Source organism: Amycolatopsis sp. cg9, assembly GCF_041346945.1.
GTDB lineage: Bacteria > Actinomycetota > Actinomycetes > Mycobacteriales > Pseudonocardiaceae > Amycolatopsis.
Window position 1 is genome coordinate 2,825,927 of record NZ_CP166850.1, and the last position, 24,912, is coordinate 2,850,838.

Below are 24,912 nucleotides of genomic sequence, written 5' to 3' on the forward strand. Positions count from 1 at the left end.
GCGAAAGGGGGCCCTTTTTCGTCGAAAGCTCAGTAGCGGTAGAACTTCTCCGCGCGGCCCTGCCGGACCAGCTTCAGCCACTGCAGGAACGCCTTCGGGTCCCGCTTCACGCCCACGAAGTACAGTCCGAACCGGACGATCTCCAGCGCGCCGATCTTCCGCATCCCCGGCTGCGACAGCAGGTAACCGCGGTTGCGGTACGTGTAGTAGCGCTTGACCTCGTTTTCCGGGTCCTGCGCGTGGAACTTGCCGCCCAGCATCGGCTTGAACTCGTCCGAGCCGTCCGGGTGCAGGTACTTGGTCTTCAGCGACGTCCCGAACGGCAGCCCCGAGCGGACCAGCCGCCGGTGCAGCTCGACCTCGTCGCCGCGGAAGAACAGGCGCAGGTCCGGCACGCCGACGACGTCCAAAGTGGACGCCCGGAAGAGTGCGCCGTTCATCAGGGACGCGATGCCGGGCAGGAAGTCGACGCCCAGCTCGGACTGCGACCGCTTCCAGGTCAGGCCGCGGCGCAGCGGGAACGCGAGCTTGTCCGGGGCGTCGATGTTGGACACCACCGGCGAAATCTCCGCCAGGTCCCGCTTTTCCGCTTCCGCCAGCAGGATCGCGAGCACGTTCTCGTCGGCCGGGCGCCCGTCGTCGTCGGCCAGCCAGACCCAGTCCGCGCCCAGCGACAGCGCGTGCAGCATGCCCAGCGCGAACCCGCCGGCGCCACCGAGGTTGCGGTGCGACGGCAGGTACGTGCTCGGCAGCGGGTAGTTCTCGACGACTTCGCGAGCCGAGTCGTCCGGCCCGTTGTCCACCACCACGAGGTGGTCGACCGGCCGCGTCTGGGCCGCGATGACCTTCAGCGAGTCCGCCAGCAGCTCGCGCCGGTGCCGCGTGACGACCACGCCGACGACCGCGCCGTCGGGCAGCTGCCGGGTCTCGCTGGCCATCATTCGCCGCCGTTCGTCGTCGCCACCGGTTCGATGCCGAAGCGCTCCAAGGTTTCCTGGCTCATGTTCTCGAAGGGGTCGCGCCCCTTGTACGACGTGAGGACGTCCCGCAGGGAACCCTGTTGCTTGAGGTGACCCTCGTCCATCCAGATGGCCGAGTCGCAGAGCTCGAACAGGAACTCGTCGGAGTGGCTGGCGAAGACCAGGATCCCGGAGCGCTTCACCAGGTCCTTGAGCCGGTCGCGGGCCTTGTTCAGGAACGCCGCGTCGACCGCGCCGATGCCCTCGTCGAGGATCAGGATCTCGGGGTCGATCGACGTGACGACGCCCAGCGCCAGCCGCACGCGCATCCCGGTCGAGTACGTCCGCAGCGGCATCTGGAGGTAGTCGCCGAGCTCGGTGAACTCCGCGATGTCGTCGACCCGCTTCTCCATCTCCTTGGCCGTCATGCCGAGGAAGAGGCCGCGGATGATGATGTTCTCGACGCCCGAAATCTCCGGGTCCATGCCGATCCCGAGGTCGAACACCGGCGCGATCTTGCCGTTGATCCGCGACGAGCCCCGGGTCGGCTCGTAGATGCCGGCGAGCAGGCGCAGCAGCGTGGACTTGCCGGCACCGTTGTGCCCGACCAGACCGACGCGGTCGCCTTCGCGCAGGTTGAGGGTCACGTCGTGCAGCGCTTCGATGATCGGGACCTTGGTTTCGGTGCCGATCTTGCCGCCGACCTTGCCGAGGACCTTCTTCTTCATCGACCGCGTCTTCGCGTCGAAGATCGGGAAGTCGACGAACGCGTTGTGGACGTCAATGGAAACCATGTGTCACACCCAATAGGAGACGCGGGCACGGTAGTTGCGCATCGCGACCAGCGCGAGAGCCCAACCGACGACGGTGATGGAGCCGACCACGATCCAGTTCTCCACGGAGAACTCCTGGCCCAGCAGTGGCGCGCGGACCACCTGCATGAAGTGGTAGAGCGGGTTCGCCTTCACGATCGGCAGGATCCACGAGACGCCCTCTCGCGCACCGCCGCTCATCAGCTGGTCCACCGGCCAGACGATCGGCGTGCCGTAGAACAGCAGCTGGATCAGCGAGTTGACGACCTGCGGGATGTCGCGGAAGCGGGTCGAGATGATGCCGAACAGCAGCGTCACCCAGCCGGCGTTCAGTGCGAGCAGGAAGAAGCCCGGGATGGCCAGCAGGATGTTCCAGCTGAGGCCCGGGTGGCAGATGTGGTCGGGGATGCACAGGCCGTCGCCCAGCAGCGAGTACTGCTTGTTGAGCGCGCCGAAGAAGATCGCCAGCACGGCCACGTAGACGATCATGTTGTGGGCCAGCATCAGCGTCTGCCGCCACACCGTGCGCAGCATGTACACGCTCAGCGGCGCCGGGAGCTGCTTGATCAGCCCCTCGTTGGCGATGAACGTCTCCATGCCTTCGGACAGGCAGCCGCTGATGAAGCCCCAGATGATGAAGCCGGTGGAGATGTAGGGCAGGAACACCTCGACGGGGAGCTTGAACAGCTGCGAGTACAGCAGCCCGAGCCCGAGGGCGAGGACCGCCTGGCTGATCGTGATCCAGAAGGGCCCGATCACCGAGCGGCGGTAGCGCTGCTTGATGTCCTGCCAGCCGAGGTGACCCCACAGCTCGCGGGCGCGGAAACCGGCCTTGATGTCGGCGAAGGCGCGCGCGAACGTCTTGCTGTCCGACGTCGGCGGTGCCGGCGTCGCTACGGGTGAGTTCGCGGCCTGAACCGTGCTGGTGGCATGCACGTGGACGAGGGTACCGATGGGATGAGCGGCGTCCGGGCCACCCCGCCGCTGTGGTAGAGCCGAGTGACCGATACGCGGGGGCCGGTGACCTTTGTGCTGGTACTTTCTCGGCTTATGACTGCTGCTCTCGGCGCGGCGAGCCTGATGGTCAACCTGCTCGCGGCGTACGCCGACCGGCCCGAACCGCGTTCGGTGGCCGTCGTCGGCAACCAGCCGCTCCCGCCCGACCCCCAGCGCGCGAAGGCGATCGACGCCTGTGACCTGGTCATCCGGGTCAACGGCTTCGTCGTCGACAAGCCCGGCGAGGAGATCGTCGGCTCCCGGACGCACGTCGTGGTGTTCAACCGGGCGATCCGGGCCACCCCGTACGTCTTCCAGGACTACCGCAAGCGGCTCTACCTGCTGGTCGAGCCGGGCCGGATGCACTGGGAGCCGGAGGACGTGCCGGGCTGGTGGCCCGCCGACCTCGGCGCGGTCCCGGTGTCGAACCGCGAGGTCGTGCTGCCGCTGTCGGACGCACTGGGCCTGCCCACGCGCGACGAGCCGACGTGGTCGACCACCGGCACGCTGGCGGCCTGGATCGCGCGGACGTCGTTCCCGACCGCGCAGCTCGTGCTCACCGGGTTCTCGTTCATCGACAACCCCGACCAGACCTCGTGGGAGCACGCCGCCGGCGACTCCTGCATCGTCGGCCCGGAACACCAGATCGCCGCCGAAGGGCGGCTGCTGGACTCCTGGACCAAGACCGGCGACACCACCCTCCTGCGCTGAACGCGCGTCCCCACCCCACGTAAGGACCCACCCATGGCAGTGCAGAAACTGGGCAGAGGCTTCGTCGACCGGATCGCCCGGCTCATCGACTTCCGCGTCGACGACCGCACCCGCGGGCTCGCCGAGCGCGTCAACAACCTCGAGCACGCGACCGCCGACCACCGGCGCCGGCTGGACAACGCCGAGCACAGCCTCGAGCAGGCCCGCGGCGACCTGCGCTGGACGCGTGCCGAGCTCGACCGGCTGATCCCGCACGTGGCCGCGCAGGAAGGCCGCCTGGAGACGCTGCGCGAGTCGATGTCGCTGGTCCCGAAGGCCGATTCGGCGGAGATCGCCGAGGCCCGCACGCTGATCGAGGAGATCCAGCGCCAGCACGCGCAGATCCGGGTCCGGCTGGCGGGCATCTCCCGCTACGAGGACCGGCTGCGCCGCCTCGAGGACCGGGTCGAAGAGCCCGTCGCCCAGTAGCTTGCACGCCCGGGAAGCCACCGAAGCGGACGCCGAGCTGCTGCTGGGCTGGCGCAACGACCCGCGGACGCGCCGGTCGTCGCGCTCGACGGCCGTGGTGGCCCTCGACGAGCACCTCGCGTGGTTGCGCGGGGTGCTGGCCGACCCGGAGCGGCTGCTGCTCGTCGTCGAGCGCGAAGGGGCGCCGGTCGGCACCGTCCGGTTCGACCGGCGCGACGGCGACGGCTGGGAGGTCAGCATCACGCTCGCCCCCGAGAGCCGCGGCCGCGGCCTGTCCGGCGCGGTGCTCGCCGAGGGGGAGCGGGCCGCGCGGGAGCGCCTCGGCGCCCGGGTCGTGCTGGCGGCGGTGCACCAGGACAACGCCGCTTCGGCGAAGCTCTTCGAGCGCGCCGGGTACGCCGAAGCCGCGCCTGCCGTCAGCGGCTTCCGGCAGCTGCGCAAGACTCTGAGCTGACCCGCAGTCCACCCCGGGGGAGGCACCATGCACGACATCCGGTTCGGCGCGCACCTGATCGGTCCGGGCCACGCGCCGTTCGTCATCGCCGAGATGTCCGGCAACCACAACGGCGACCTCGACCGGGCGCTGCAGATCATCGACGTCATCGCGGAAACCGGCGCGCAGGCGGTCAAGCTGCAGACTTACCGCCCGGACACGATCACCATCGACGTCGACACCCCGGCGTTCCGGATCGGCGACTCGCATTCGCTGTGGGGCGGCGAAAACCTGTACAAACTGTACGAAAAGGCCCACACCCCGTGGGAGTGGCACGCGCCGCTCTTCGAACGGGCCCGCGCTCGCGGCCTGGAAATCTTCTCCAGCCCGTTCGACCCGACCGCCGTCGAGCTGCTGGAGTCCCTGGACGCGCCGGCGTACAAGATCGCGTCGTCGGAGATCGTCGACCTGCCGCTGATCGAGCTCTGCGCGCGCACCGGGAAGCCGCTGGTCATCTCCACCGGCATGGCGAACGTCGCGGAGATCGACGCGGCCGTGCGCACCGCGCGCGAGGCGGGCAACGACCAGCTGATCGTGCTCGGTTGCACGGCGAGCTACCCGGCTTCGCCCCGCGAGAGCAACCTGCGCGGCCTGCCGCTGCTGGCCGGCCTGACGCAGACGCTGGTGGGCCTGTCCGACCACACGCCGGGCATCGGCGCGCCGGTCGCGGCCGTCGCGCTGGGCGCGGTCGCCATCGAGAAGCACGTCACCCTGGCCCGCGCGGACGGCGGCGTCGACTCGGAGTTCTCGCTGGAGCCCGCCGAGCTGGCCGCGCTGGTCGCCGAGACGCACCGCGCGTGGGAGGCCCTCGGCGAGCCGGTGCTGGGCCCGCGGGAGAGCGAGAAGGAGGGGCTGCGGCTGCGCCGGTCCCTCTACGTCGTGGAAGACGTGAAGGCCGGGGACGAGGTCACCGCGGCGAACGTCCGGTCGATCCGGCCCGCGGGCGGCCTGGCCCCGGCCGAGATCACCAAGGTCGTGGGGCGCACCTTCCGCGTCGACGCCGCGAAGGGCACGCCCCTGACCTGGGACCTGCTCTAGAAGAACGCGCGCACGGCGTCGACGACGCGGTCGACGTCGGCGTCCGTCAGCGCCGGGAACAGCGGCAGCGACAGCTCCTGCTCGTAGTACGCCTCGGCGTTCGGGCACAGGCCGCGGCGGTAGCCCAGGTCCTCGAAGACCGGGTGCCAGTACGCCGGGATGTAGTTGACCTGGACGCCGATGCCGGCCCCGCGCAGGTGCTCGAACAGCGCCTTCCGGCGGCCTTCGAGGACCCGCAGCGGGTAGAGGTGCCACACCGGGTCGGCGCCCGGGCGGCTCGGCGGGGTCGCCACGCCGTCGACGTCGGCCAGCGCCGCGGAGTACCGCGCGTGGATCTCGGCGCGGCGCTTCTTGAACTCCGCGAGCCGGGTGAGCTGGCTGCTGCCCAGGGCGCAGAGGACGTCCGGCAGGCGGTAGTTCAGCCCGAACTCGTGCACCTCCTGGTGCCAGCCGCCCTCGTCCGGGTAGCGCTGCTCGGCGCGGTCGCGGACCAGGCCGTGGTTGCGGAACTTCCGCGCCCGGTCCAGCAAAGCCGCGTCGGTCGTGACGACGGCGCCGCCTTCGGCCGTCGTGAGGTTCTTGGTCGGGAAGAACGAGAACGTCGTCAGGTCGGCGATCGAGCCCACCGGACGCCCCTGCCAGGACCCGCCGACCGAGTGCGCGGCGTCTTCCAGGAGCAGCGCGCCCGAGTCGTGGGCCGCCGCGGCGAGCGCGTCCAGCTCGGCCGGGTGGCCGGCGTAGTCGACGGCGGCGACGACCTTCGTGCGGTCGGTGATCGCCGCTTTCGCCGCCTCGACGTCGAGGTTGCCGGTGTCCGCTTCGACGTCGGCGAAGACCACTTTCGCGCCGAACAGCGCCGCGGTGGCGGCCGTCGCCACGAAGGTCATCGGGCTGGTGACGACCTCGTCACCCGGCTTGATCCCCGCGGCCGCGTAAGCGACGTGCAGGGCGGCGGTCCCCGACGTCACGGCGACCGCGGGCGTCCCGCCGGTGTGGGCCGCGAGGTCGGCCTCGAACTGCTGGACCGCGGGCCCGGTGGTCAGCCAATCACCCCGCAGGACGTCGACGACGGCCTGGATGTCCTCTTCGCTGATCGACTGGCGGCCGTACGGGAGGAACTCAGCCATGCTGTTCGACCAGGTCTCGCAGCTCTTCGGGGTTCAGCCACAGGTCGTTCGTGTCCGAGCGGTAGGCGAAGCCCTCCGGCATCGGCGTCCCGCCCTCGGGCTCCTGGTAGCCCCAGCCCGCGAGGTGCGGCTGGACGACGTAGCGGTCCTCGAGCTTGACCGTCCGTCGCGCGTCGTCGGGGGCGATCATCTCCTCGTGCAGCTTCTCGCCCGGCCGGATGCCGACCTCGTGCATCTCGCTGCCCGGCGCGATCGCCTGGGCCAGGTCGACCAGCCGCATGCTCGGGATCCGCGGCACGTACAGCTCGCCGCCGTGCATCTGGTCGAAGGAGTCGACGACGAACCGCACGGCCTGGGGGAGCGTGATCCAGAAGCGGGTCATCTCCTTGTGCGTGATCGGCAGCGACTCGCCCTGCTCGGCCAGCTTGCGGAAGAACGGGATGACGCTGCCGCGCGAGCCCATGACGTTGCCGTAGCGGACCACCGAGAAGCGCGTCACGTGCGCGGCCGCGTAGTGGTTGCCGCTGATGAACATCCGGTCGGCGCACAGCTTGGTGGCGCCGTAGAGGTTGATCGGGCTGGACGCCTTGTCGGTCGACAGCGCGACGACCTTCTTGACGCCGGTGTCGATCGCGGCCTCGATCACGTTCTGCGAGCCCATGACGTTGGTCTGGACGAATTCGAACGGGTTGTACTCACCGGTGTCCACCTGCTTGAGCGCGGCGGCGTGCACGACGTAGTCGACGCCGTGCATGGCGCGCTCGAGCCGGCGCCGGTCGCGGATGTCGCCGATGAACCAGCGCAGCCGCGGGTCGTCGCCGAACAGCTGGCGCGTTTCGTACTGCTTCAGCTCGTCGCGGGAGAGCACGACCAGCCGGCTCGGGTTCAGTTCGGCGAGCGCGTGCGCGATGAACGCCTTGCCGAAGGAACCGGTCCCGCCGGTGAGCAGGATGCTGGAGCCATCCAGCTCGGACATCGTTGACCTCCGCGTTTGGGGTGGGTTGCCGTCGGCCATCATGTCACCCATGCGTGGAGCGCCCGGTGTCAACGCCGTCATCCAGGCCCGGTCGAGCTCGACCAGGCTGCCCGGCAAGGTGCTGCGCCCGCTCGCCGGCCGCAGCGTGCTGGGCTGGGTCGTCCGGGCCGCCGCGGCCGCTCCCGGCGTCGACCAGGTGGTGGTCGCGACCTCCTCGAACGCCTCCGACGACGACGTCGCCCTGGAAGCCGCTCGCTGCGGTGCCGCCGTGGTCCGGGGTCCGCTCGACGACGTCCTCGAACGGTTCGCCGTCGCGCTGCGGGAGCACCCCGCGGACGCCGTGATCAGGCTCACCGCGGACTGCCCGCTGCTGGACCCGTCGCTGATCGGCCAGCTCGCGGCGCTGTGGCGCGCCCAGCCGGCGCTCGACTACGTCAGCACCACCCTCGTCCGGACGCTGCCGCGCGGCTTCGACGCCGAGCTGGTGCGCGCCGACGTGCTCCTCGAGCAGGTTTCTTCCGCCGTCGGCGTGCACCGCGAGCACGTGACTTCGGGCATCTACTCGCAGCCGACGCGCTATTCGTGCGCCGGGGTGGTGGTGAGCCCGGCCGCCGACGACCTGCGCGTGACGCTGGACACCGCCGAGGACTGGGAGCTGCTGTCCGCGCTGGTGGCCGAGCTGGGCGACGGCGTCGGCGACTGGCGGGCCGTGGTCGCGCTGCTGCGCGCGCGGCCGGACCTGGTGGCGCTGAACGCGCACGTCGAGCAGAAGAAGGTCGGCCGGTGAGGCTGCTGCTGCGCGCGGACGCGTCGGCGTCGATCGGCGCCGGCCACATCGCGCGGATGGTCGCCTACGCCGAGCGGGCGGTGGCGCGCGGCTGGCGGGTCGCGTTCTCGGGCCGGGTGGACAACGCCGAGTGGCTCGCTTCGCGCTTCGACGAGCTGGGGGTCGAGCGGGTGCCGTTCGACGCGGCGGGGTTCGACGCGGTCGTGGTCGACCACTACGGCCTCGGCGACGTGCGCGGCGAGGTCAACGCGGCCGGCGCCGTGCTGGTGTCGATCGAGGACGACGTGTTCGGGCGCCGTCCCGCGGACATCGTCGTGGACTCGAGCTTCGCGCCCGCTCCCCGGCCGGACGACGGCTCGGACGTGCTGCTGCGCGGCATCGAGTACGCGCCGCTCAGGGACGTCGTGCGGGGAACGCGCCGGGCGCCGTCCGGCCCGCCGCCGCACGTCACCGTGGTCCTGGGCGGCGGCGCCGAGTGGTCGGCGACGGTCGGGTTGCTGCTGCGCGCGCTTCGGGACACCGAGCAGCCGTTCGTGGCGGACGCCTTGGTGCGCGGGGAGCCTTCGGTGCCCGCTTTGCTCCCCGGGCAGTCGATCCGCGTGACCCCGCCGAGCCCGGCGCTGCTCGACGTCCTGGCGACGACCGACGTCGCCGTGAGCGCGTCCGGGGTGACGTTCGTGGAGCTGTGCTGCCTCGGCGTCCCGACGGCGGCGGTCCGGCTGGTCGACAACCAGGAGCCGGGCTACCGGGCGGCGCTCGGGCTGGGCCTGGCGGCCGGGCTCGGCCCCGCGGAGTCCTTGGCGGATCGGCTGCCGGCGGTGACGGCGGTGCTGCGTTCGCTGCTGACCGACGCCGGGCTCCGCCGGTCGCTGTCGGCCACGGCGTCGTCCACAGTGGACGGCCTCGGCGTCGACCGGGTCCTGGATTCGCTGGCATCGAGGACCGGATCTGTCCGCGATGCTTCTTATCGTTGAGGCATGACGATCACCCCGTTCCGCATCGACGTTCCCCAGGCCACCCTCGACGACCTCCGCACGCGCCTGGCGAACACCCGCTGGCCCGACCAGCCCGCCGGCACCGGCTGGCGGCTCGGGGCACCGGTCGACTACGTGCGCGAGCTGGCGGAGTACTGGCGGACGGGCTTCGACTGGCGGGCGCAGGAGGCGCGGCTCAACGCGTTCCCGCAGTTCACGACGACGATCGACGGCACGAACGTGCACTTCCTGCACGTGGTCTCCCCGGAGCCGTCGGCGACACCGGTGCTGCTGACCCACGGCTGGCCGGGCTCGATCGTGGAGTTCCTGGACGTGATCGGCCCGCTGACGGACCCCCGCGCGTACGGCGGCGACCCGGCGGACGCGCTGACCGTGGTGGTCCCGTCGATCCCGGGTTACGGCTTTTCGGGCCCGACCCCGACCCCGGACTGGGGCCCGGACCGGGTGGCGCGCGCGTTCGCCTCGCTGATGACGTCGCTGGGCTACGAGCGCTTCGGCGCCCACGGCGGTGACTGGGGCGCGATCATTTCGCGCGAGCTGGCGGTCCAGTTCCCTTCGCGGCTGCTCGGCATCCACGTGACGATGCTGCCGTCGGCGGTGGCCCGGTCCGAGGAGGATCTCGCGGGGCTTTCGGATCCGGCGCTGGGCAAGCGGTCGCTGGCGAAGGGCCAGGCGTTCTCGGCGTCGGGCACGGGCTACGCGATGATCCAGGCGACCAAGCCGCAGACCCTGGCGTACGGCCTGCACGACTCCCCGGCGGGCCAGCTGGCGTGGATCGCGGAGAAGTTCCGGTCGTTTTCGAACACGACGGTGGACCTGATCGACCGTGACGACCTGCTGGCGGACGTGTCGATCTACTGGTTCACCGAGACGGCGAACTCTTCGGCCCGGCTGTACGCGGCGCTGACCGGGGGCTGGGGAGCGCCCCCGCCGGTGAACCCGGTCCCGACGGCGGTGGCGGTGTTCCCGGACGACATCGGCTTGCCGATCCGGGAGCTGGCGGAGCGAACGGACGAGATCGTCCGGTGGACGGAGTTCCCGACCGGCGGCCACTTCGCGGGCCTGGAGGAACCGGACGCGCTGATCGGTGACCTGCGAGCGTTCTTCAGCTCCGTGCGCTGACGGCCGGGCCGGCTCCGCGGCGAGTTGTCCACAGGGGTTGTCCACAGGCCGCTCGGTCTGTGGACAACCCCGCCGCACCCGTCAGAGGTACTGACCCGTCCCCGAGATCCCCGGGCCGTGCCCTTCGTGCCCCAGCCCGGGACCACCGGCCGACGGCCCGGCCGGCAACCCGCGCCGCATCTGCTCGAGCTGCACCCGCGCCGCCATCTGCTGGGCGAACAGCGCCGTCTGTATCCCGCTGAACAGCCCCTCGAGCCACCCCACCAGCTGGGCCTGCGCGATCCGCAGCTCCGCGTCCGAAGGCGTCTGGTCGTCCGTGAACGGCCGCACGAGCCGCTCCAGCTCGTCCTGGAGCTCCGGGGCCAGCGAAGCCGCCAGCTCCTTCACCGACGTCTCGTGGATCTCGCGCACGCGGTTGCGGGACGCGTCGTCCAGCGGGGCCGCGCGGACCTCCTCGAGGAGCTGCTTGATCATCGTGCCGATCCGCATCACCTTCGCCGGCTCCTCGACGAGGTCGCCGACCGACTCGGGGTGTTCCTCCGCCCCCACCGGGGTGCCGTCCGGGCCCACGACCACCACGTGGGGTGAAGATTCCTGGCCAGCGTCACCGGCTGTGAAGTTCGGCTCGGTCATGTGCTCCATCCTGGCTTGCGTTCGACACGCTCCGCGACACCCACGGGGCGTCCGTATCCGAGCGTAGCCGCTTCGGGGGTTCCCGGTGGCTCTCCACCCAACCCCGGGCGCACGGCGAAACCGCACGTCCGTACGGTGTCCACATGGCGTTCGACGTCGCTCGTATCCGTGGGCTCTTTCCCGCGCTGGGTGACGGCTGGATTCACTTCGACGGCGCCGCCGGAATGCTGGTACCGGAACAGGTCGCTTCGGCCGTTTCCACGGCGATGCGCGCCCCGGTGTCGGGGCCGGGCGGAGCGTTTCCGGCCTCACAACGCGCGGAAAGCATCGTGACCGCGGCCCGCCGGGCCGTGGCCGACCTGGTCGGGGCCGACCCGGCCGCCGTCGTGCTCGGGCCCAGCGCGCCGGTGATGCTGCGCCGGCTCTGCGACTCGCTCGCCGAGCGCTGGACTATCGGCGACGAGGTCGTCGTGTCGAGGCTCGACGAACAAGCCAACCTCGCGCCGTGGCAGCGGGCCGCGAAGCGCGTCGGCGCCGTCGTGCGCTGGGGCGAGATCGACATCGAAACGTGCGAACTCCCCGCGTGGCAGTACGAGCAGCTCGTGTCGGCGCGCACCAAGGCCGTCGCGGTCACGCTCGCGTCCGGGTCCGTCGGGACGCGGCCGGACGTGCCGACGATCATCGAGTTCGCGAAGCGGGTCGGCGCGCTGGTCGTCGTCGACGCCACCTACGCCGCGCCGTTCCTGCCGCTGGACATCAACGCGCTCGGCGCCGACGTCATGGTCGTGTCCGCGCAGGCGTGGGGCGGCCCGTCGGTGGGCGCGCTCGTCTTCCGCGACCCCGAACTGATCGAGCGGATCGCGTCCGTCTCGCTCGACCCGATGGCGCGCGGTGCCGCCCGCCTCGAACTCGGCCCGCACGCGTACCCGCTGCTGGCCGGGCTGATCGCGTCCATCGACTACCTCGCGGGCCTCGACGACGCCGCGTCCGGGTCGCGCCGCGAACGGCTGGTCACCTCGCTCGGCTCCGCGAAGTCGTACCACGCCGGGCTGCTCGCCCAGCTCTCGACGGAACTGCTGTCGCTGCGGCACATCATGGTCATCGGCAACGCCATGCGCCGCATCCCCGCGCTCGCCTTCGCCGTCGCCGGCAAGAAGGCGCCCGAGGTCGCCGAGTACTTGGCTTCGCAGGGGTTGTGCGCCTTCGCCGACGACGGGGCGGCCGGCGTCTTCGCGTCACTGGGCGTCGGGGAAGTGGGCGGCGCCGTGCGGATCGGGCTCGCCCACTACTCCAACGTCTTCGAAATCAACCAGCTCGTGCGCGTCCTCGAAGAACTCCGCTAGGACTTCGCCGCCAGCAGCACCTTGCCGAACACGCTGCCCTCTTCCAGGGCGCGGTGCGCGGACGCGGCTTCGGCCATCGGCACGACCTGGCCGACGATCGGCTTCACCAGCCCCTCGGACACCAGCGGCCAGAGCCGTTCGCGGACGTCGGCGACGATCGCCGCCTTCTGGTCGAGCGGCCGGAACCGCAGGCCCGCCGCGAACACCGACGCCCGCTTGCCGAGCAGCGCGCCGACGTTCAGCTCGCCCTTGACCCCGCCCTGCATGCCGATGATCACCAGGCGGCCGTCGGCGGTCAGCGCGTCGACGTTGCGCTTCAGGTAGGACGCGCCCATGTTGTCGAGGATGACGTCCGCGCCGCCGGTCTCCTTGTGGAGCACCTCGACGAAGTCGTCTTCCTGGTAGTTGATCGTGATGTCGGCGCCGAGCTGGCGGCAGCGTTCGAGCCGCTCGGCCGACCCCGCGGTGACGGCGACGGTCGCACCCAGCGCCTTGCCGACCTGGATGGCGTGCGTGCCGATGCCGCCGGCGCCGCCGTGGACCAGGAGCGTCTCGCCCTCGGTGAGCTTCGCGTGCATGACGACGTTCGCCCACACCGTGCAGGCCACCTCGGGCAGCCCGGCCGCGGTGAGCAGGTCGACCTCGCCGGGCACCGGCAGCAGCTGACCGGCCGGGACCACGACCTTCTCCGCGTAGCCGCCGCCGGCCAGCAGGGCGCAGACCTCGTCGCCGAGCGCCCAGCCGTCGACGCCTTCGCCGAGCTCCGCGACGGTGCCGGAGCACTCGAGGCCGAGGGTTTCGCTGGCACCGGGCGGGGGCGGGTAGTGGCCCTGGCGCTGCAGCAGGTCGGCGCGGTTCACCGCGCTCGCGGCCACCTCCAGCAGCACCTCGCCGGGGCCGGGACGCGGGTCCGCGACCTCCGCCCACTCGAGAACGTCCGGGTCACCTGGTTCACGGATGGTGATCGCGTACATGTGTCGACTGTATACCGGCTGTCGAAGTTCCCGCCGAATGACGCATTGACGGACTACGCATACCGAACAAAGGTGAGCAACCATGTCACCCACACGAAGAAGACTGCTCGTACCGGCGGCACTGGCCGCCTGTTCGACGCTCGCGTTCGGCATGACCCCGGCCGCGGCGGCGAACACCGCTACCCAGCCCGACGGCCCCGCGCTGGCCAAGCAGCTCGTCAAGAAGGTCGACGTCACCGGCGTCAACCGGCACTTGATCGCGCTCCAGCGGATCTCCGACGCCAACGGCGGGACGCGCGCGGCGAGCACCGACGGGCACAAGAAGTCCGCGGAGTACGTCGCGACGAAGCTGGAAGCCGCGGGATTCCAGGTGACCCGCCAGGAGTTCCCGTTCACGTTCTCCGAAACCCTCGCGGAGAAGCTGACCGCGGGCGGCGCCGACGTGCCGGTCATCGCGATGGAGTACACGACGAACACCCCGGTCGGCGGCATCACCGCGCCGCTCGCCGTGGTCGCGGTGGACGACACCAGCGGCTGCGAGGCCACCGACTACACCGCCGACGTCGCCGGCAAGATCGCGCTGATCAAGCGCGGCGGCTGCTCGTTCGCGCAGAAGCAGGCGACCGCCGCGGCCGCGGGCGCGGTCGGCGCGATCGTCTACAACAACACCGACGGCGCCCTGAACGGGACCCTGGGGGACCCGGCCAACGCGAAGATCCCGACCGGTGGCGTGACGGCCGCCGCGGGCGCGCAGCTGGCCACGCTGGGCGGCCAGAGCGTGACGCTGGAGCTGCGGGCCTTCCAGGAGGCGCGGACCAGCTACAACGTCATCGCCGAGACCAAGACCGGGCGCCACGACAACGTCGTGATGCTGGGCTCGCACCTCGACAGCGTCCCGGCCGGCCCCGGCATCAACGACAACGGCACCGGCTCGGCGACCCTGCTCGAGACGGCGCTGCAGCTGGGGAGCAGCCCGAAGACCAGCAACGCCGTGCGCTTCGGGTTCTGGAGCGCGGAGGAGTTCGGGCTCGTCGGCTCGACCTACTACGTCGACTCGCTGAGCTTCGAGCAGCAGCTCGACATCGCGCTGTACATGAACTTCGACATGATCGGCTCACCGAACGCGGCGTACTTCGCCTACGACGGGGACAACTCCGACGGCGTCGGTTCGGGCCCCGGGCCGTTCGGCTCGGCGCAGATCGAGCAGACCCTCGCCGGGTACCTCAACGCGAAGGGCATCCCGACCGAAGGCACCGACTTCGACGGGCGCTCGGACTACGGCGAGTTCATCGCGGTGGGCATCCCGGCCGGCGGCCTCTTCACCGGCGCCGAAGGCCAGAAGACCGCCGCGCAGGCCGCCAAGTGGGGCGGCACGGCGGGCGTCGCCTACGACAAGTGCTACCACCAGGCCTGCGACAACCTCGGCAACATCGACCGGGTCGCGCTCGACCGCAACGCGGACGCGGTCGCCTGGGCGGTCGGCGTCTACGCGACGAGCACCGAGAGCGTCAACGGCGTGCCGCCGGGCAAGAGCAAGACGGCCAAGCAGAAGGCCGCCGACCGCGGTGCGCAGCGGAACTTCGCCGCGCACGCCGTGGCCGGTGACCCGCACGCGCTGACCGCCTGACCGAGGTCGTGAGTGGGAAACAGTGTTCTGACACTGTTTCCCACTCACGACGGTCGCGGTCGTCAGCCGAGGTTGTTCGTGCCGAAGGTGTCGCAGCGGGCCGGTTCGCCGGTCTGGAAGCCGGTGGTGAACCACTTCTTGCGCTGCGCGGACGTGCCGTGGGTGAACTTCGAGCGGTCGACCTGGCCGCCGCCGAGCTTCTCCTGGATGTAGTCGTCGCCGATGCGGGACGCGGTGTCCAGCGCGGAGGCGACGTCGTCCTGGGTGACGTCGGTGATCAGCGGCTTTCCGCTCTCGGTCGGCGTCGTCGAGGCGTGGTTCGCCCAGACGCCGGCGTAGCAGTCGGCCTGCAGTTCGAGCCGCACCGAACCGGACGTCGGACCGGTGCCGGTGCCCTTCTTCGACGTCCCGAGCAGGTTCTGCACGTGGTGGCCGTACTCGTGGGCCAGCACGTACGCCTCGGTGAAGAGGCCGCCCTGCGCGCCGAAGCGCGTCTTCAGCTCGTCGAAGAACGAGAGGTCGATGTAGACGTCGGAGTCGGCCGGGCAGTAGAACGGGCCGGTGTCGGAGGTGGCGCTGCCGCAGCCGGTGCGCACGCCGCCGTTGAAGAACTTGGTCGGCGCCTTCTGGTAGGTCGAGCCGGACCGCGCGAACTGCTGCGTCCAGTAGTCCTGGACCGAGTTGACGATCGCGACGATGGCGCAATCGTGGTTCTTGTTGGCGTCCGCGCCGGTCTTGCACTCGCTGGCCAGCTTCGTGTTGTCGACCTGCTGGCCGGACCCGACGCTGCCGAGCCCGCCGCTCAAGCCGCTCCCGCCGCCGCCACCGAGGCTGACCCCGCCGAGCTGGGAGAGCACGAAGTAGATGATCAGGCCCACCACGCCGAGCCCGCCACCGCCCAGTGCCACGCGGCCGCCGATCCCGCCGCCGCCACCACCGCCGCTACCGCGCAGGTCCTGGACCTCTGAGGCGTCCAGGCCGGCGTCGTCGTCGAACCTCACCCGCAGATATTAACGAGCCTGGGTGCGGCCGTCGCGCTGACGGCCGCACCCAGGCGTTGTACCGAGGTTCTGTTTCGTCGAGCGGTTGGCCGCATCCGGGCCGGCGTTCAGGCGCTGCCGTCACGGCTTCCGAGGCCGCGACCGGAAACAGGCCCGATCGACGCCGAATGCGTGAACGCACCGTAGAAGCCCGCGCTCGTGCTGCTCACAATCGCGACCGACCCGGTAGAAGTCCGTTCCGATCGCGGGGACGCAACAAGCGGTCAACCGCGAGGATCACCCGTCACGCAACCACCTGACCTCTCCTGGCGGGGCACCGGGCCGGCACGTCGCCGTCGTCGCGCCGGATACCTGGCCAACCGGCCGCCGACAAGCAGAATGCGCCTTTTCGAGCCGAGTCTCAACCTTTTCGTAACCCCACCTTCGGGCGATGTTGCGGTGGTGTCTTCACCGGCAGACGGATCGGACTCGGATCGCGCGATTCCTTGATCAGCGTTCTACGCTGCCTTATGACCGAGGAGCGACCTGTGCGGTGGTTGGACGATGCCGAGATGGCGGCGTGGCGCTCCTACATCGTCGCGACGCTGCGGCTGCGGCAGCGGCTGCACCGCGAACTGTCCGACCGGCACGAGGTGTCGCTGACCGACTACGAGGTGCTCGTCTGCCTCGAAACCCAGGCCGAGCACCGGATGCGCATGTCGGAACTGGCGTCGGTGATGGGGTCGACGAAGAGCCGGCTTTCGCACCAGGTCGGCCGGCTGGAGGACATCGGCCTGGTCCGGCGGGCGCGCGACCCGGAGGACAAGCGCGGCGTCATCACCGAACTGACCGAGGACGGCATGGCCCTGCTCAAGACGGCCGCGCCGACCCACGTGGAAGGCGTCCGCGAGCACCTGATCGACCTGCTGAGCCCCCACGAGCAGGCGACGATCGCGGCGGCGTTCGAGCGCGTCCTGGACCACCTGTCGGAAACCGAAAGCTGAACCCGGGCGCGGCCGGCGCCCGGGTTCTCAGTGCGGTAGCGGTGGGATTCGAACCCACGGAGAGGTTGCCCCCTCGCATGTTTTCAAGACATGTTCCTTCGGCCGCTCGGACACGCTACCCCTGCCCACGAGGGTAGCCGACGGAGTCTTCCGGCTTGCCGGGGCAACCGCGGCGGTCCCGCCGGCGTGCTGGAGGCATGACGTCGTCGAGGTCCTGGCTGCCCCCGGCGGCCGCGCTGTGGCTCCCGCTGCTGGTGCTGGCCGGCGGGCTGGTCGTGGCGGGCATCGGCGCCGCCCACCTCGCGGACGAGAACCGGTCGGCCGGGCTCGTCCCCGGCCGGACCGTCGCGACCCACGAGCGGACCGCGGACGTCGAGTTCACCGGCCCCGGCGGGCTGCCCGCCACGGCGACTTTCGGGCTCCAGAAGCCGGCGCTCCGCGTGGGCGAGGCGGTCCAGGTCCGCGTGTGGCCGGACGAACGCCGGTCGGAGCTCGACTTCGACGTCTCGCACGGCACGACGATCGCCCTCGGGGGTGTGCTGGCGCTGCTCGGCGCGGCGGCCGCCGCCCTGGCCTTCGTGCGGCACCACCGCGAACGGCGCCGGTCGTGACGGCGGGCCAACCGCGGCGGCGCCGCTCATGAGGACTGATGTGGTCCGGGGCGTGGTCGCGGCCGTCTCGCTGGCGGTGATGCTCGGGTCCCTGCTCGCGGCCGTGATCATCGGTGGCACGCTCAAGGACCGGTCCGGTTCGCAGGTGGCCACCGCGACCGTGGAGCGCGCCGTCGACCGGTCCACGGTCGTCGCCCGCGTCGACGAACCGGGCGGCCCCCGCCACCGGGACGTGCACGTCGGCCGGAGCTACCCGCACGGCGCCCGCATCGAGGTCCGCTACTGGCCCCACGACGAGGAGCCCGCGTCCGAGACCAGGGACGAGCTGCGCATCCCCGGCCCGTGGATCTTCGGCGTGTGCGCCGCGGGCTTCGTGGTCGGCAACGTCGGCCTGCGGCTGGCGATCCGGCGGCCTAAGCCCAGCTCGGCCTGAGCGAGGCTGCGCGCGACTAGCTCAATAGGATTACAACGCTTGTTATCTGGTCGTGGGACCGATACCTTGCGCGTCTACTTTGGACAATGGAGGCGTGCATGGTGGTTTCGACACTCGATTCCCCCAAGGGTGTCGAACTGCCCCACCAGAAGTTGGTTGACCAGCAACTATGGGACCGACTTGTGCGGCGGATTGTCGCTGACCACGAGTTCCGGCAGGCGTTCGGGAACGAGCGGGAGGATGCGCAGAGGCACTGGGCCGAGCGCATTTTGGACCAGGCCCTCGCCTTCCTTCGCCTGTGCGCGGAAGGTGATAACGGTCCGTACAGCCCGTCACCGTTGGTGGATATCGGGTGGCACGCCTTCCTCATGTACACGGCGGAGTACGCCGACTTCTGCGCACGTTATGCCGGGCAGTTCATCCACCACCGGCCAAACGACGAAGCAGTCGCCGGCGAAGTCGCGCTGGTGGCCCACACGGAGGCGAGCATGCGTGCGCTCGGCTTGCTCGTGGATCAAGAGCTGTGGCCGTCCGATAGGCAAGCCGAGAAGTGCTATGCCTGCTCGGATGGTGGCTGCCGCAACTAGTCCGTCAGCGCTTCGTCAAGGTCCTTGAACAGGGTGCGCCGTGGTATGCGGTAGCTGACGTGGTCGCCGTTGCAGGTGGTCAGGCTGACCTCCGCCCATTCGCCGTCGATGTTCTCTCGATGCTCGAACCAGAGATCTTCTTCGGTCTCCGGATCGCTCACCTGCTCGGTCGAATGGTTCACAGCAGTTCCTTTCGAAGGGCCGTCCACGGCGAGCTCACTGCTTGGTGCGGAACTGGGTGAGTGCGAGCTGCAGGGCTTGGGCGAACGCTCCGCCGATGGCGACGTCGTAGGTTTGGTGGAAGATCTCGGTCTCGAAGGAGTCGATGCAGAGAAAGCCGATGATCTCCAGATCGCGCTTGGTTCCGGTCGACACGTCACCGGCTCGACCGATGGGCCAGACTATCGTCGAGCGGTAGTCGAAATCTCCTGCTTCTATTGTCTTCTCGTCCCAGTGCGAGTTGCGGTACCCCTTGCTTATCGCAGCGACAAGGTCGTTGCAGAAGAACTTCGGCTCGTTGTGCAGGAAGATGTGCTTGAAATCCGTGTTGTCGCTGATCCTGTCCGGCCGGTTCGTCGGCTCCGGAGAGTTGTGGTCCCGGCACAACGTCGACACGGTGAGGTCGCCGGTGGGCCCGTCCGGCGCCGCAACCAGCTTGATCGAAGACCTGCAAGTGACTCCGGTGATCAGGGTGAAGGCCTCCGAAAAGTAACGGAGGGACTCCTGCAGGTGCAGTCGAAATGCCTCTGGCGAGGTGTCGCCCCGAAGGTGGTTCCAAGAAGCTTCGGCTACGCCAGCGTACGCTCTTCTGAGTGGAAGCATGGCAGGTCCGTACCGCATTTCGCGTTGTGCGGACTCTAGTTGGGTTTGGTATTTCTTCGCCTCGTCGAGGTAGTCGTCCTGATACTTTTTCACTTGGGCGACGTAGCGGTTCTCCTGCCGGATCATGAGAATGATCAGTGTCGTGCACAGGATGCAAACGTAGATCGACAGGATCATGGCCGGTGTCGACAGCGGAGCACCGTTGAGGAAGGTGATGATCGATGCGATCGGAAAGATCAACCCGGTGAGCGCGGCGAGCCGGGCCATCGTCGACCAAAGGCGCGACTCCTGGTTGCCGAGCCAGTTCGGTACTCGGTTCACGAGCGGCTCCTGATGCGTTGTTCTCCCGGCGGTGTCGCTTCGAGATAAGTCGACTCCTGTCACTGCCGGGTTACACCATCACCGGGCAAAATTTTCCTGCTCGCGGTGTGTGACGAGCAGAACTCAGCAGGTTACCCCTCGGGGCCGGCTGCGAGTACCTCCGTTGGAGTCAACAGGCGCGGCCTAAGCCCAGCTCAGCGTGAGGGCGGCGCCCTGGGCTCGGCCCGCTTCGGCGGCCGGCGTCCGTGTCGACGGGTCCAGCGGGTTCTCGCCGATCGCCGCGATCGAGGCTTCGTCCGGGGTGATCAGCGCGACCTCCGCGCCCGCCGCGCGCAGCTCGGACAGCACCGTGGACAGCGGCTTCTCCATCGGCAGCGGCGAGTCCAGGCCGAGCGGTGAAACGACCGTGACGCGGGTGCAGCCCGTCGCGTAGTCGGCGTTCTCGCCGGACCGGACGCCGCCGTCGACGTAGCGGCGGCCGTCGATCGTCACCGCGGGCCAGACGCCCGGGACCGCGCAGCTCGCCGTCACCGCGTCGACCAGGGGCACCCCGGACGCGCGGTCGAAGCGGCGGGGCTCGCCGGTTTCCGCGTCCACCGCCACGACCACCAGGCGCCGCTCCGGCCACTCGTGCACCGGCAGCCGCGCTGCGATCACCGCGCGCCGGTCGGCTTCGGGCACCGTTTCGGCCGCCAGTGCCAGCCGGCCGACCGCGCGCCGGATCTCGGCGGGGTCCGTCGTGCCGGTGACCGCGCCGCCGAAGTCGGCGGCGAACTTCTCGAAGTCGATGTCGGCCGGGATCTCCGGCGCCTGGCGCGCCGGGTCGGCCTGGCGGGCGAACAGCTCGGCCAGCGGCAGCCCGCTGGTCACCTGCGCCGCGACCGCCGAACCCGCCGACGTCCCGACGATCAGATCGGCTCCGGTGAGGTCCTGCCCGTGCTCGGCGAGCCCGGTCAGCAACCCCGTCGTCCACGCGATCCCGGCGACCCCGCCGCCACCCAGCACCAACGCCTGTCCGCCCATGCCGACACCCTAGCGGCGCCGGATCAGGGCCGGCGCAAGGCTTTCGCGGCGATCCGCGCCTGGACTTCGGGACGGCGCAACGGGGGCACGGTCGCCGGTGGCTGACGGCGTTCGGGCAGCTGTTCCAGCAGCCGCGTGGTGATCGCCGTGATCTCGGCGACCGCGGCTTCGAAGGGTTCGCGCGTGGCGTCCGAAAGCGACTGCACGCCGGTCACCTTGCGGACGTACTGGCGGGCCGCGGCCTCGATCTCCTCGCCCGTCGCGGCCGGCTGGAGCCCCCGGAGGGTGGTGATGTTTCGGCACATGCCGCCCAGGGTACGACTCTTCGGGGGCTTCGATCACACGGTCGGGTAGGCCCGGTCCCAGCTCGTTGACGCCCGAACCGCGCCTTGGGCAAGGTCGGAGCAGTGCCCCTCAGACCGTTCCGCTCCGCCCGCCCCGAACCCCCGGTCCTCGAAGCCGAGCCGCCGGAAACCCCGATCCCGGAACAGGCCTGGCCCCGTGTGCGGGCCGACGAGCTGGTCACCCTCGTGGCGCACGTCTTCGCCGCCCACGGTTTCCCCGAACCCCGCGCGCGCATCGCGGCGGAAGCGCTCTGCCACGGAGACCTGACCGGTTCGCCGGACACCGGGGTCGCCGACCTGACCCGCGTCCACTTGCCACTGCTGGAAAACGGGCTGGTCGTGCCGCACGCCCAGCCGTTGATGATCGCCGACCGCGGGGCCGCCGCGCTGATCGACTACCGCCGCGCGTCCGGGCTGTGGGCCGTCGGCGACGCGATGGACCGCGCGGTCACCCGGGCCGGCCGGTTCGGCGTCGGGCTGGTTTCGCTGCGCGGGATCGGGCCGTTCGGCCGCGCCGGGCACCACGCCGCGCGGGCGCTGCCGCACGCGATGATCGGGCTGGTGCTCGCCGCGGGCGGCGAACCGGGCCAGCCGGTGAACCCGCTCGGCATGGCCGCGCCCGGCGGCGCGTACCCCGAGTTCGTCTTCGACATGGACAAGCCGGGTTCCGAAGCCGCCGGGCTGACGCTGCTGGTCGAGGTGCTCGCCGGGGTGCTCTCCGGCGTCGCCGACCACGAGCACGACACCGGTCTGCTGGTGCTGGCCATCGCGCCGACGACCCTGCGCAGCGCCGACGGCTTCTACCGCGCCGCGAGCGCGTTGTTCGGGAGCATGCTCGGCTGGGAGGGCGGCGCGCCCATCCGCTACCCGGGCTGGCGCGAGGCCCAGCACCTGGAGCAGTGCCGCGCGCTCGGCGTCCCGCTGGCCGGGCCGGTGCGCCGGGAGCTGGACACGCTCGCCGCTTCGCTCGGCCTGCCACCCCTGACCAGCGTCGGCTGACCCCCGGCTTGGGTGCGGGCTCAGTGGACCAGGATGACCTTGCCGCGGTCGGGGCCCACGGCCACGACGTCGCCGTCGGTCAGCTGGCGGCCGCGGCGGGTCTCCACCTCGCCGTTGACGGTGACCTCCTCCGCGTCGATCAGGTCCTTGGCGTGGGAGCCGTCTTCGGCGAGGCCGGCCAGCTTGAGGAACTGGCCGAGCCGGATCGGCTCGCCGGTGATGGGTACGTCGACGGGATCGCTCATACCCGCATCATGCCCGGGCGGTCGTCTGCCGGTAGAGGGCCTGCACGTCGGTGTCGAAGTAGCTCGAGTACGACGTGTCGGGGTCGTCGCCGCCGTACTCGAAGCCGCCGATGACGCCGATGACCGTGCCGAGCCGGGTCTTCGGGTCCTGGCCGGTGACCCACGGGCCGCCGCTGGTGCCGGTCGGGAAGCCCGCGCAGGCCACCTTCAGCTGGTAGGTGTCCTGCTGGCTGGTGGTGTTCTCGCAGACCGCGGGCACTTCGGAGTCGTCCGGGTAGCCGGTGAGCGTGATGGCCTGCTCGAACCCGGTGCCGGTGGCGAGGGTGTTCGCGCCGACCAGGCCCTCCAGGGTCTGCGTCGCGCCCGCCTGGTGCGCGGTCGCGAAGCCGACGTCGAGGTCCGGGTCCGACGACGCGCTCCACCCGGGCGCGACGAGCTCGTCGGACACCGTCCAGAAGCCGAACGGCGCGACGCCGTCGTGGTAGCCGGGCGCGAAGGTGACGCCGGTGAGGTAGCCGCCGCCCTCGCCGTCGTGGATGCAGTGGGCCGCGGTCAGCAGCACGTCGCCCTGGTCGCTGTGCACGACGCTGGCCGTGCAGTAGTGCATGCCTTCGACGAACAGCGCGCCGACCGCCGGGCTCGACACCGCCGGCAGGTCGCGCGTCGATGCGGGCGCGGCCTCGACCGTGCCGGACGTGGTGGCGTCCGCGGACCGCGGCTGGTGGTCCACGAAGATCACGAACGCCGCGCCGAGCAGCAGGATCGCGGCCACGCTGAGCAGAACGGCCGTCCGCCGCACGCGCATCGCCTCCTCGTCCGTTCGTCCCGGCGTTCCGACCAGATCACCATAAGGCGTCGCACCGACACAATCGGCGCACCCACAGCAAGCTCACAGCCGCTAGTATCCGTAACTCACGAGTAACACCCAGGGAGGGACCATGAAGCGGTTCGGGGACAAGGTCGTGGTGATCACCGGGGCGGGCTCGGGGATCGGCCGCGCGCTGGCGCTGGAGTTCGCCCGGCGCGGTGCGCGCGTCGCGCTTTCCGACGTCAACGCCGACAACGCGGCGGAGACGGCGAAGCTGGCCGGCGACAACGCCCGCGCGTACACCCTCGACGTCGCCGACCGGGCCGCCGTGCTCGCCCACGCCGAGGAGGTCGTCAGCGACTTCGGTGGGGCGAACGTCATCGTGAACAACGCGGGCGTGGCCCTCGGCGCGACCGTCGAGGAAATGTCCTTCGAGGACTACGACTGGCTGATGGGCATCAACCTCGGCGGCGTCGTGAACGGCACGAAGGCGTTCCTGCCGCACCTCATCGCTTCCGGCGACGGGCACGTCGTCAACATTTCCAGCGTGTTCGGTTTCGTCGGCGTGCCGACGCAGAGCGCGTACAACGCGGCGAAGTTCGCGGTCCGCGGGTTCACCGAAGCGCTGCGCGAAGAAATGCTGATCGCGCGCCACCCGGTCGCGGTGAGCTGCGTGCACCCGGGCGGGATCAAGACCAACATCGTGCGCAACGCGCGCAGCGACGCCGGCGACCAGGAGAAGGCCGCGCGCGGCTTCGAGCGGATCGCCCACACCACGCCGGAGAAGGCGGCGGAGACGATCCTCCGCGGGGTGGAACGGAAGTCCGCGCGGATCCTCATCGGACCGGACGCCTACGTCATCGACGCCATCCCACGCGTCCTCGGCTCCGCCTACCAACGTCCGCTGGCGGTGCTGGCCCGGCTCGGGCTGAAGCAGATGGAATGACGTTCACTCATTGGGGTTGCGTTTCTGACAGCGTCGTCCGAAATGGTCCAGAATGCGTGGGGTCCGCGAGCCACCCGCCCCGGAGGTCCCGATGCTTCGCACCGCACCACGCAGTGCGACCCGTCCGTCCAGCGACCGCACCGCGGTCGAACTGCTGGATCGCACCGGCATCGTCGCGGCGAGCCTGCCCCGGCGCCGCCGCACCGACGACGACGTCGAAGCGAGCGAGCCGATCTACACCCGGCCGCCGGTGTGCGACCAGGACCTGCGGCCGAAGTCCGTGGTGATCCGGCGCCGCGCCCGCACGTGGCTGGGCAGCGGCGCCGCGGTGCTGCTCGTCGCGGCCGGGTGGCTGGGCGGCGGCCTGTTCACCGGCGGGTTGTTCTCGCCGGCCCCCGCCGACGACGTCGCCCAGCTCGACGCGCGCCCGGCCGTCGCGGCGGCTCCCGCACCCCAGCCGCCGGCCCCGCAGGCGCCGGCGGTCGCGCCGCCGCCGAAGACCGTGTTCGTGCCGGTGCCCGCGAAGCCGGCGCCGAGGCAGGTCCAGGCGCAGGCGAAACCGCAGCCCAAGAAGCCTTCGCAGGAAGAAGAGGCGCGGGTCGACCTGCCGTCGTCCACCACGCCGACCTCGACCACGAACCCCGTCCAGGCCTGGGTCGACGTCGCCGAAAGCATGATGCAGCACTACGGCGGCCAGGCGGGCGGCCGCTGACTGCTTTCGGGGGTTC

The 24,912-nt window shown here is 70.6% G+C and carries 30 protein-coding genes and 1 tRNA gene; 16 read left to right on the top strand and 15 right to left on the bottom strand.

Features of this window, described 5'->3' with window-relative positions; all coding sequences use genetic code 11:
* Positions 1–29: 29 nt before the first annotated feature.
* Genes AB5J73_RS13305 through AB5J73_RS13315 form a run of 3 tightly spaced genes read right to left on the bottom strand, consistent with a single transcriptional unit; the run spans position 30 to position 2,707 of the window.
* Positions 30–938 (bottom strand): glycosyltransferase, encoded by a 909-nt coding sequence (locus AB5J73_RS13305; protein WP_370970027.1) that lies wholly within the window; start codon positions 936–938, stop codon positions 30–32.
* The gene (locus AB5J73_RS13310; protein WP_370970028.1) at positions 938–1,753 is read right to left on the bottom strand and encodes an ABC transporter ATP-binding protein; all 816 of its coding nucleotides are present in this window, start codon (positions 1,751–1,753) and stop codon (positions 938–940) included. Before AB5J73_RS13310 ends, AB5J73_RS13305 begins: the two co-directional genes overlap by 1 nt.
* Positions 1,754–1,756: 3 nt before the next feature.
* The gene (locus AB5J73_RS13315; RefSeq protein ID WP_370970029.1) at positions 1,757–2,707 is read right to left on the bottom strand and encodes an ABC transporter permease; all 951 of its coding nucleotides are present in this window, start codon (positions 2,705–2,707) and stop codon (positions 1,757–1,759) included.
* Positions 2,708–2,851: 144 nt separating this feature from the next.
* Between AB5J73_RS13315 and AB5J73_RS13320 the strand changes: the two genes are divergently transcribed.
* From AB5J73_RS13320 to pseI, 4 genes are read left to right on the top strand one after another with little or no spacing between them, the layout of a single operon-like run.
* Positions 2,852–3,478 (top strand): hypothetical protein, encoded by a 627-nt coding sequence (locus AB5J73_RS13320; protein WP_370973133.1) that lies wholly within the window; start codon positions 2,852–2,854, stop codon positions 3,476–3,478.
* A 33-nt stretch (positions 3,479–3,511) separates the two neighbouring features.
* Positions 3,512–3,946 carry a hypothetical protein gene (locus AB5J73_RS13325; protein ID WP_370970030.1) on the top strand — a complete coding sequence of 145 codons (435 nt, stop codon included), beginning with the start codon at positions 3,512–3,514 and terminating at the stop codon, positions 3,944–3,946.
* Between the two features lies 1 nt (position 3,947).
* The gene (locus tag AB5J73_RS13330; RefSeq protein ID WP_370970031.1) at positions 3,948–4,400 is read left to right on the top strand and encodes an N-acetyltransferase family protein; all 453 of its coding nucleotides are present in this window, start codon (positions 3,948–3,950) and stop codon (positions 4,398–4,400) included.
* Between the two features lie 27 nt (positions 4,401–4,427).
* The gene (pseI, locus tag AB5J73_RS13335; protein ID WP_370970032.1) at positions 4,428–5,477 is read left to right on the top strand and encodes a pseudaminic acid synthase; all 1,050 of its coding nucleotides are present in this window, start codon (positions 4,428–4,430) and stop codon (positions 5,475–5,477) included.
* On the opposite strand, the gene pseC is transcribed toward pseI, so the two are convergent.
* Together pseC and pseB are read right to left on the bottom strand one after the other, a co-directional pair.
* Positions 5,474–6,604, bottom strand: a complete 1,131-nt coding sequence (pseC, locus tag AB5J73_RS13340) for a UDP-4-amino-4,6-dideoxy-N-acetyl-beta-L-altrosamine transaminase (protein ID WP_370970033.1) — start codon at positions 6,602–6,604, stop codon at positions 5,474–5,476. The genes pseI and pseC overlap by 4 nt on opposite strands.
* Positions 6,597–7,580, bottom strand: coding sequence for a UDP-N-acetylglucosamine 4,6-dehydratase (inverting) (gene pseB / locus AB5J73_RS13345; protein ID WP_370970034.1), 984 nt, complete (start codon positions 7,578–7,580; stop codon positions 6,597–6,599). The genes pseC and pseB overlap by 8 nt, the downstream gene beginning before the upstream one ends.
* 40 nt (positions 7,581–7,620) lie before the next feature.
* Between pseB and AB5J73_RS13350 the strand changes: the two genes are divergently transcribed.
* The 3 genes from AB5J73_RS13350 to AB5J73_RS13360 are packed head-to-tail and all read left to right on the top strand — an operon-like array spanning position 7,621 to position 10,484.
* The gene (locus AB5J73_RS13350; protein ID WP_370970035.1) at positions 7,621–8,367 is read left to right on the top strand and encodes a cytidylyltransferase domain-containing protein; all 747 of its coding nucleotides are present in this window, start codon (positions 7,621–7,623) and stop codon (positions 8,365–8,367) included.
* A complete protein-coding gene (locus tag AB5J73_RS13355; RefSeq protein ID WP_370970036.1) occupies positions 8,364–9,341 on the top strand; it encodes a spore coat protein in 978 nt (325 codons plus the stop codon). Before AB5J73_RS13350 ends, AB5J73_RS13355 begins: the two co-directional genes overlap by 4 nt.
* Before the next feature lie 3 nt (positions 9,342–9,344).
* Positions 9,345–10,484 carry an epoxide hydrolase family protein gene (locus AB5J73_RS13360; RefSeq protein WP_370970037.1) on the top strand — a complete coding sequence of 380 codons (1,140 nt, stop codon included), beginning with the start codon at positions 9,345–9,347 and terminating at the stop codon, positions 10,482–10,484.
* Positions 10,485–10,565: 81 nt separating this feature from the next.
* Here the strand turns inward: AB5J73_RS13360 and AB5J73_RS13365 are convergent, their stop codons facing one another.
* The gene (locus tag AB5J73_RS13365; protein WP_370970038.1) at positions 10,566–11,126 is read right to left on the bottom strand and encodes a bacterial proteasome activator family protein; all 561 of its coding nucleotides are present in this window, start codon (positions 11,124–11,126) and stop codon (positions 10,566–10,568) included.
* 134 nt (positions 11,127–11,260) lie between these two features.
* Between AB5J73_RS13365 and AB5J73_RS13370 the strand changes: the two genes are divergently transcribed.
* Positions 11,261–12,460 carry a cysteine desulfurase-like protein gene (locus AB5J73_RS13370; protein ID WP_370970039.1) on the top strand — a complete coding sequence of 400 codons (1,200 nt, stop codon included), beginning with the start codon at positions 11,261–11,263 and terminating at the stop codon, positions 12,458–12,460.
* On the opposite strand, the gene AB5J73_RS13375 is transcribed toward AB5J73_RS13370, so the two are convergent.
* The gene (locus AB5J73_RS13375) at positions 12,457–13,434 is read right to left on the bottom strand and encodes an NAD(P)H-quinone oxidoreductase (protein ID WP_370970040.1); all 978 of its coding nucleotides are present in this window, start codon (positions 13,432–13,434) and stop codon (positions 12,457–12,459) included. The two genes, AB5J73_RS13370 and AB5J73_RS13375, sit on opposite strands and share 4 nt — an antisense overlap.
* Positions 13,435–13,516: 82 nt before the next feature.
* On the opposite strand from AB5J73_RS13375, the gene AB5J73_RS13380 reads away from it, so the two are divergent.
* On the top strand, positions 13,517–15,061 hold the full coding sequence (locus AB5J73_RS13380) for a M28 family metallopeptidase (RefSeq protein ID WP_370970041.1): 1,545 nt from the start codon (positions 13,517–13,519) through the stop codon (positions 15,059–15,061).
* A 62-nt stretch (positions 15,062–15,123) separates the two neighbouring features.
* Here the strand turns inward: AB5J73_RS13380 and AB5J73_RS13385 are convergent, their stop codons facing one another.
* Positions 15,124–16,062 (bottom strand): neutral zinc metallopeptidase, encoded by a 939-nt coding sequence (locus tag AB5J73_RS13385; protein ID WP_370970042.1) that lies wholly within the window; start codon positions 16,060–16,062, stop codon positions 15,124–15,126.
* A 509-nt stretch (positions 16,063–16,571) separates the two neighbouring features.
* Between AB5J73_RS13385 and AB5J73_RS13390 the strand changes: the two genes are divergently transcribed.
* Positions 16,572–17,045 (top strand): MarR family winged helix-turn-helix transcriptional regulator, encoded by a 474-nt coding sequence (locus AB5J73_RS13390; protein WP_370970043.1) that lies wholly within the window; start codon positions 16,572–16,574, stop codon positions 17,043–17,045.
* A gap of 33 nt (positions 17,046–17,078) precedes the next feature.
* On the opposite strand, the gene AB5J73_RS13395 is transcribed toward AB5J73_RS13390, so the two are convergent.
* Positions 17,079–17,165, bottom strand: a tRNA-Ser gene (locus AB5J73_RS13395).
* Positions 17,166–17,242: 77 nt separating this feature from the next.
* On the opposite strand from AB5J73_RS13395, the gene AB5J73_RS13400 reads away from it, so the two are divergent.
* The 3 genes from AB5J73_RS13400 (at position 17,243) to AB5J73_RS13410 (ending at position 18,676) form a co-directional block, all read left to right on the top strand.
* A complete protein-coding gene (locus AB5J73_RS13400) occupies positions 17,243–17,656 on the top strand; it encodes a hypothetical protein (protein WP_370970044.1) in 414 nt (137 codons plus the stop codon).
* Between the two features lie 28 nt (positions 17,657–17,684).
* On the top strand, positions 17,685–18,089 hold the full coding sequence (locus AB5J73_RS13405) for a hypothetical protein (protein WP_370970045.1): 405 nt from the start codon (positions 17,685–17,687) through the stop codon (positions 18,087–18,089).
* A gap of 98 nt (positions 18,090–18,187) precedes the next feature.
* Positions 18,188–18,676: a hypothetical protein gene (locus tag AB5J73_RS13410; protein ID WP_370970046.1), complete on the top strand. Its 489-nt coding sequence runs from the start codon at positions 18,188–18,190 to the stop codon at positions 18,674–18,676.
* Here the strand turns inward: AB5J73_RS13410 and AB5J73_RS13415 are convergent.
* The 4 genes from AB5J73_RS13415 to AB5J73_RS13430 form a co-directional block, all read right to left on the bottom strand.
* Entirely contained in the window at positions 18,673–18,858 is a 186-nt protein-coding gene (locus AB5J73_RS13415; protein ID WP_370970047.1) for a hypothetical protein, read from the bottom strand. The genes AB5J73_RS13410 and AB5J73_RS13415 overlap by 4 nt on opposite strands.
* A gap of 34 nt (positions 18,859–18,892) precedes the next feature.
* The gene (locus AB5J73_RS13420) at positions 18,893–19,819 is read right to left on the bottom strand and encodes a hypothetical protein (protein WP_370970048.1); all 927 of its coding nucleotides are present in this window, start codon (positions 19,817–19,819) and stop codon (positions 18,893–18,895) included.
* Between the two features lie 183 nt (positions 19,820–20,002).
* Entirely contained in the window at positions 20,003–20,842 is an 840-nt protein-coding gene (locus tag AB5J73_RS13425) for a patatin-like phospholipase family protein (protein ID WP_370970049.1), read from the bottom strand.
* A gap of 23 nt (positions 20,843–20,865) precedes the next feature.
* Positions 20,866–21,147: a DUF2277 domain-containing protein gene (locus AB5J73_RS13430; protein WP_370970050.1), complete on the bottom strand. Its 282-nt coding sequence runs from the start codon at positions 21,145–21,147 to the stop codon at positions 20,866–20,868.
* 102 nt (positions 21,148–21,249) lie between these two features.
* On the opposite strand from AB5J73_RS13430, the gene AB5J73_RS13435 reads away from it, so the two are divergent.
* On the top strand, positions 21,250–22,185 hold the full coding sequence (locus AB5J73_RS13435; protein ID WP_370970051.1) for an Ldh family oxidoreductase: 936 nt from the start codon (positions 21,250–21,252) through the stop codon (positions 22,183–22,185).
* Positions 22,186–22,205: 20 nt separating this feature from the next.
* On the opposite strand, the gene AB5J73_RS13440 is transcribed toward AB5J73_RS13435, so the two are convergent.
* Both AB5J73_RS13440 and AB5J73_RS13445 read right to left on the bottom strand, forming a co-directional pair.
* Positions 22,206–22,430: an RNA-binding S4 domain-containing protein gene (locus AB5J73_RS13440; RefSeq protein WP_020642824.1), complete on the bottom strand. Its 225-nt coding sequence runs from the start codon at positions 22,428–22,430 to the stop codon at positions 22,206–22,208.
* Between the two features lie 7 nt (positions 22,431–22,437).
* Positions 22,438–23,235: a serine protease gene (locus AB5J73_RS13445; RefSeq protein ID WP_370970052.1), complete on the bottom strand. Its 798-nt coding sequence runs from the start codon at positions 23,233–23,235 to the stop codon at positions 22,438–22,440.
* 133 nt (positions 23,236–23,368) lie between these two features.
* Between AB5J73_RS13445 and AB5J73_RS13450 the strand changes: the two genes are divergently transcribed.
* Positions 23,369–24,184, top strand: a complete 816-nt coding sequence (locus tag AB5J73_RS13450) for an SDR family oxidoreductase (RefSeq protein WP_370970053.1) — start codon at positions 23,369–23,371, stop codon at positions 24,182–24,184.
* A 91-nt stretch (positions 24,185–24,275) separates the two neighbouring features.
* The gene (locus tag AB5J73_RS13455) at positions 24,276–24,896 is read left to right on the top strand and encodes a hypothetical protein (protein ID WP_370970054.1); all 621 of its coding nucleotides are present in this window, start codon (positions 24,276–24,278) and stop codon (positions 24,894–24,896) included.
* Positions 24,897–24,912: the final 16 nt, after the last annotated feature.

Excerpts from the sequence above, each read along its gene's own strand:
- AB5J73_RS13305 (WP_370970027.1), bottom strand. The coding sequence starts at position 938 with ATGGCCAGCGAGACCCGGCAGCTGCCCGACGGCGCGGTCGTCGGCGTG.
- AB5J73_RS13310 (WP_370970028.1), bottom strand. The coding sequence starts at position 1,753 with ATGGTTTCCATTGACGTCCACAACGCGTTCGTCGACTTCCCGATCTTC.
- AB5J73_RS13320 (WP_370973133.1), top strand. The coding sequence starts at position 2,852 with ATGGTCAACCTGCTCGCGGCGTACGCCGACCGGCCCGAACCGCGTTCG.
- AB5J73_RS13325 (WP_370970030.1), top strand. The coding sequence starts at position 3,512 with ATGGCAGTGCAGAAACTGGGCAGAGGCTTCGTCGACCGGATCGCCCGG.
- pseI (WP_370970032.1), top strand. The coding sequence starts at position 4,428 with ATGCACGACATCCGGTTCGGCGCGCACCTGATCGGTCCGGGCCACGCG.
- pseC (WP_370970033.1), bottom strand. The coding sequence starts at position 6,604 with ATGGCTGAGTTCCTCCCGTACGGCCGCCAGTCGATCAGCGAAGAGGAC.
- pseB (WP_370970034.1), bottom strand. The coding sequence starts at position 7,580 with ATGTCCGAGCTGGATGGCTCCAGCATCCTGCTCACCGGCGGGACCGGT.
- AB5J73_RS13350 (WP_370970035.1), top strand. The coding sequence starts at position 7,621 with ATGTCACCCATGCGTGGAGCGCCCGGTGTCAACGCCGTCATCCAGGCC.
- AB5J73_RS13360 (WP_370970037.1), top strand. The coding sequence starts at position 9,345 with ATGACGATCACCCCGTTCCGCATCGACGTTCCCCAGGCCACCCTCGAC.
- AB5J73_RS13365 (WP_370970038.1), bottom strand. The coding sequence starts at position 11,126 with ATGGAGCACATGACCGAGCCGAACTTCACAGCCGGTGACGCTGGCCAG.
- AB5J73_RS13370 (WP_370970039.1), top strand. The coding sequence starts at position 11,261 with ATGGCGTTCGACGTCGCTCGTATCCGTGGGCTCTTTCCCGCGCTGGGT.
- AB5J73_RS13375 (WP_370970040.1), bottom strand. The coding sequence starts at position 13,434 with ATGTACGCGATCACCATCCGTGAACCAGGTGACCCGGACGTTCTCGAG.
- AB5J73_RS13380 (WP_370970041.1), top strand. The coding sequence starts at position 13,517 with ATGTCACCCACACGAAGAAGACTGCTCGTACCGGCGGCACTGGCCGCC.
- AB5J73_RS13390 (WP_370970043.1), top strand. The coding sequence starts at position 16,572 with ATGACCGAGGAGCGACCTGTGCGGTGGTTGGACGATGCCGAGATGGCG.
- AB5J73_RS13400 (WP_370970044.1), top strand. The coding sequence starts at position 17,243 with ATGACGTCGTCGAGGTCCTGGCTGCCCCCGGCGGCCGCGCTGTGGCTC.
- AB5J73_RS13405 (WP_370970045.1), top strand. The coding sequence starts at position 17,685 with ATGAGGACTGATGTGGTCCGGGGCGTGGTCGCGGCCGTCTCGCTGGCG.
- AB5J73_RS13410 (WP_370970046.1), top strand. The coding sequence starts at position 18,188 with ATGGTGGTTTCGACACTCGATTCCCCCAAGGGTGTCGAACTGCCCCAC.
- AB5J73_RS13425 (WP_370970049.1), bottom strand. The coding sequence starts at position 20,842 with ATGGGCGGACAGGCGTTGGTGCTGGGTGGCGGCGGGGTCGCCGGGATC.
- AB5J73_RS13430 (WP_370970050.1), bottom strand. The coding sequence starts at position 21,147 with ATGTGCCGAAACATCACCACCCTCCGGGGGCTCCAGCCGGCCGCGACG.
- AB5J73_RS13440 (WP_020642824.1), bottom strand. The coding sequence starts at position 22,430 with ATGAGCGATCCCGTCGACGTACCCATCACCGGCGAGCCGATCCGGCTC.
- AB5J73_RS13445 (WP_370970052.1), bottom strand. The coding sequence starts at position 23,235 with ATGCGCGTGCGGCGGACGGCCGTTCTGCTCAGCGTGGCCGCGATCCTG.
- AB5J73_RS13450 (WP_370970053.1), top strand. The coding sequence starts at position 23,369 with ATGAAGCGGTTCGGGGACAAGGTCGTGGTGATCACCGGGGCGGGCTCG.
- AB5J73_RS13455 (WP_370970054.1), top strand. The coding sequence starts at position 24,276 with ATGCTTCGCACCGCACCACGCAGTGCGACCCGTCCGTCCAGCGACCGC.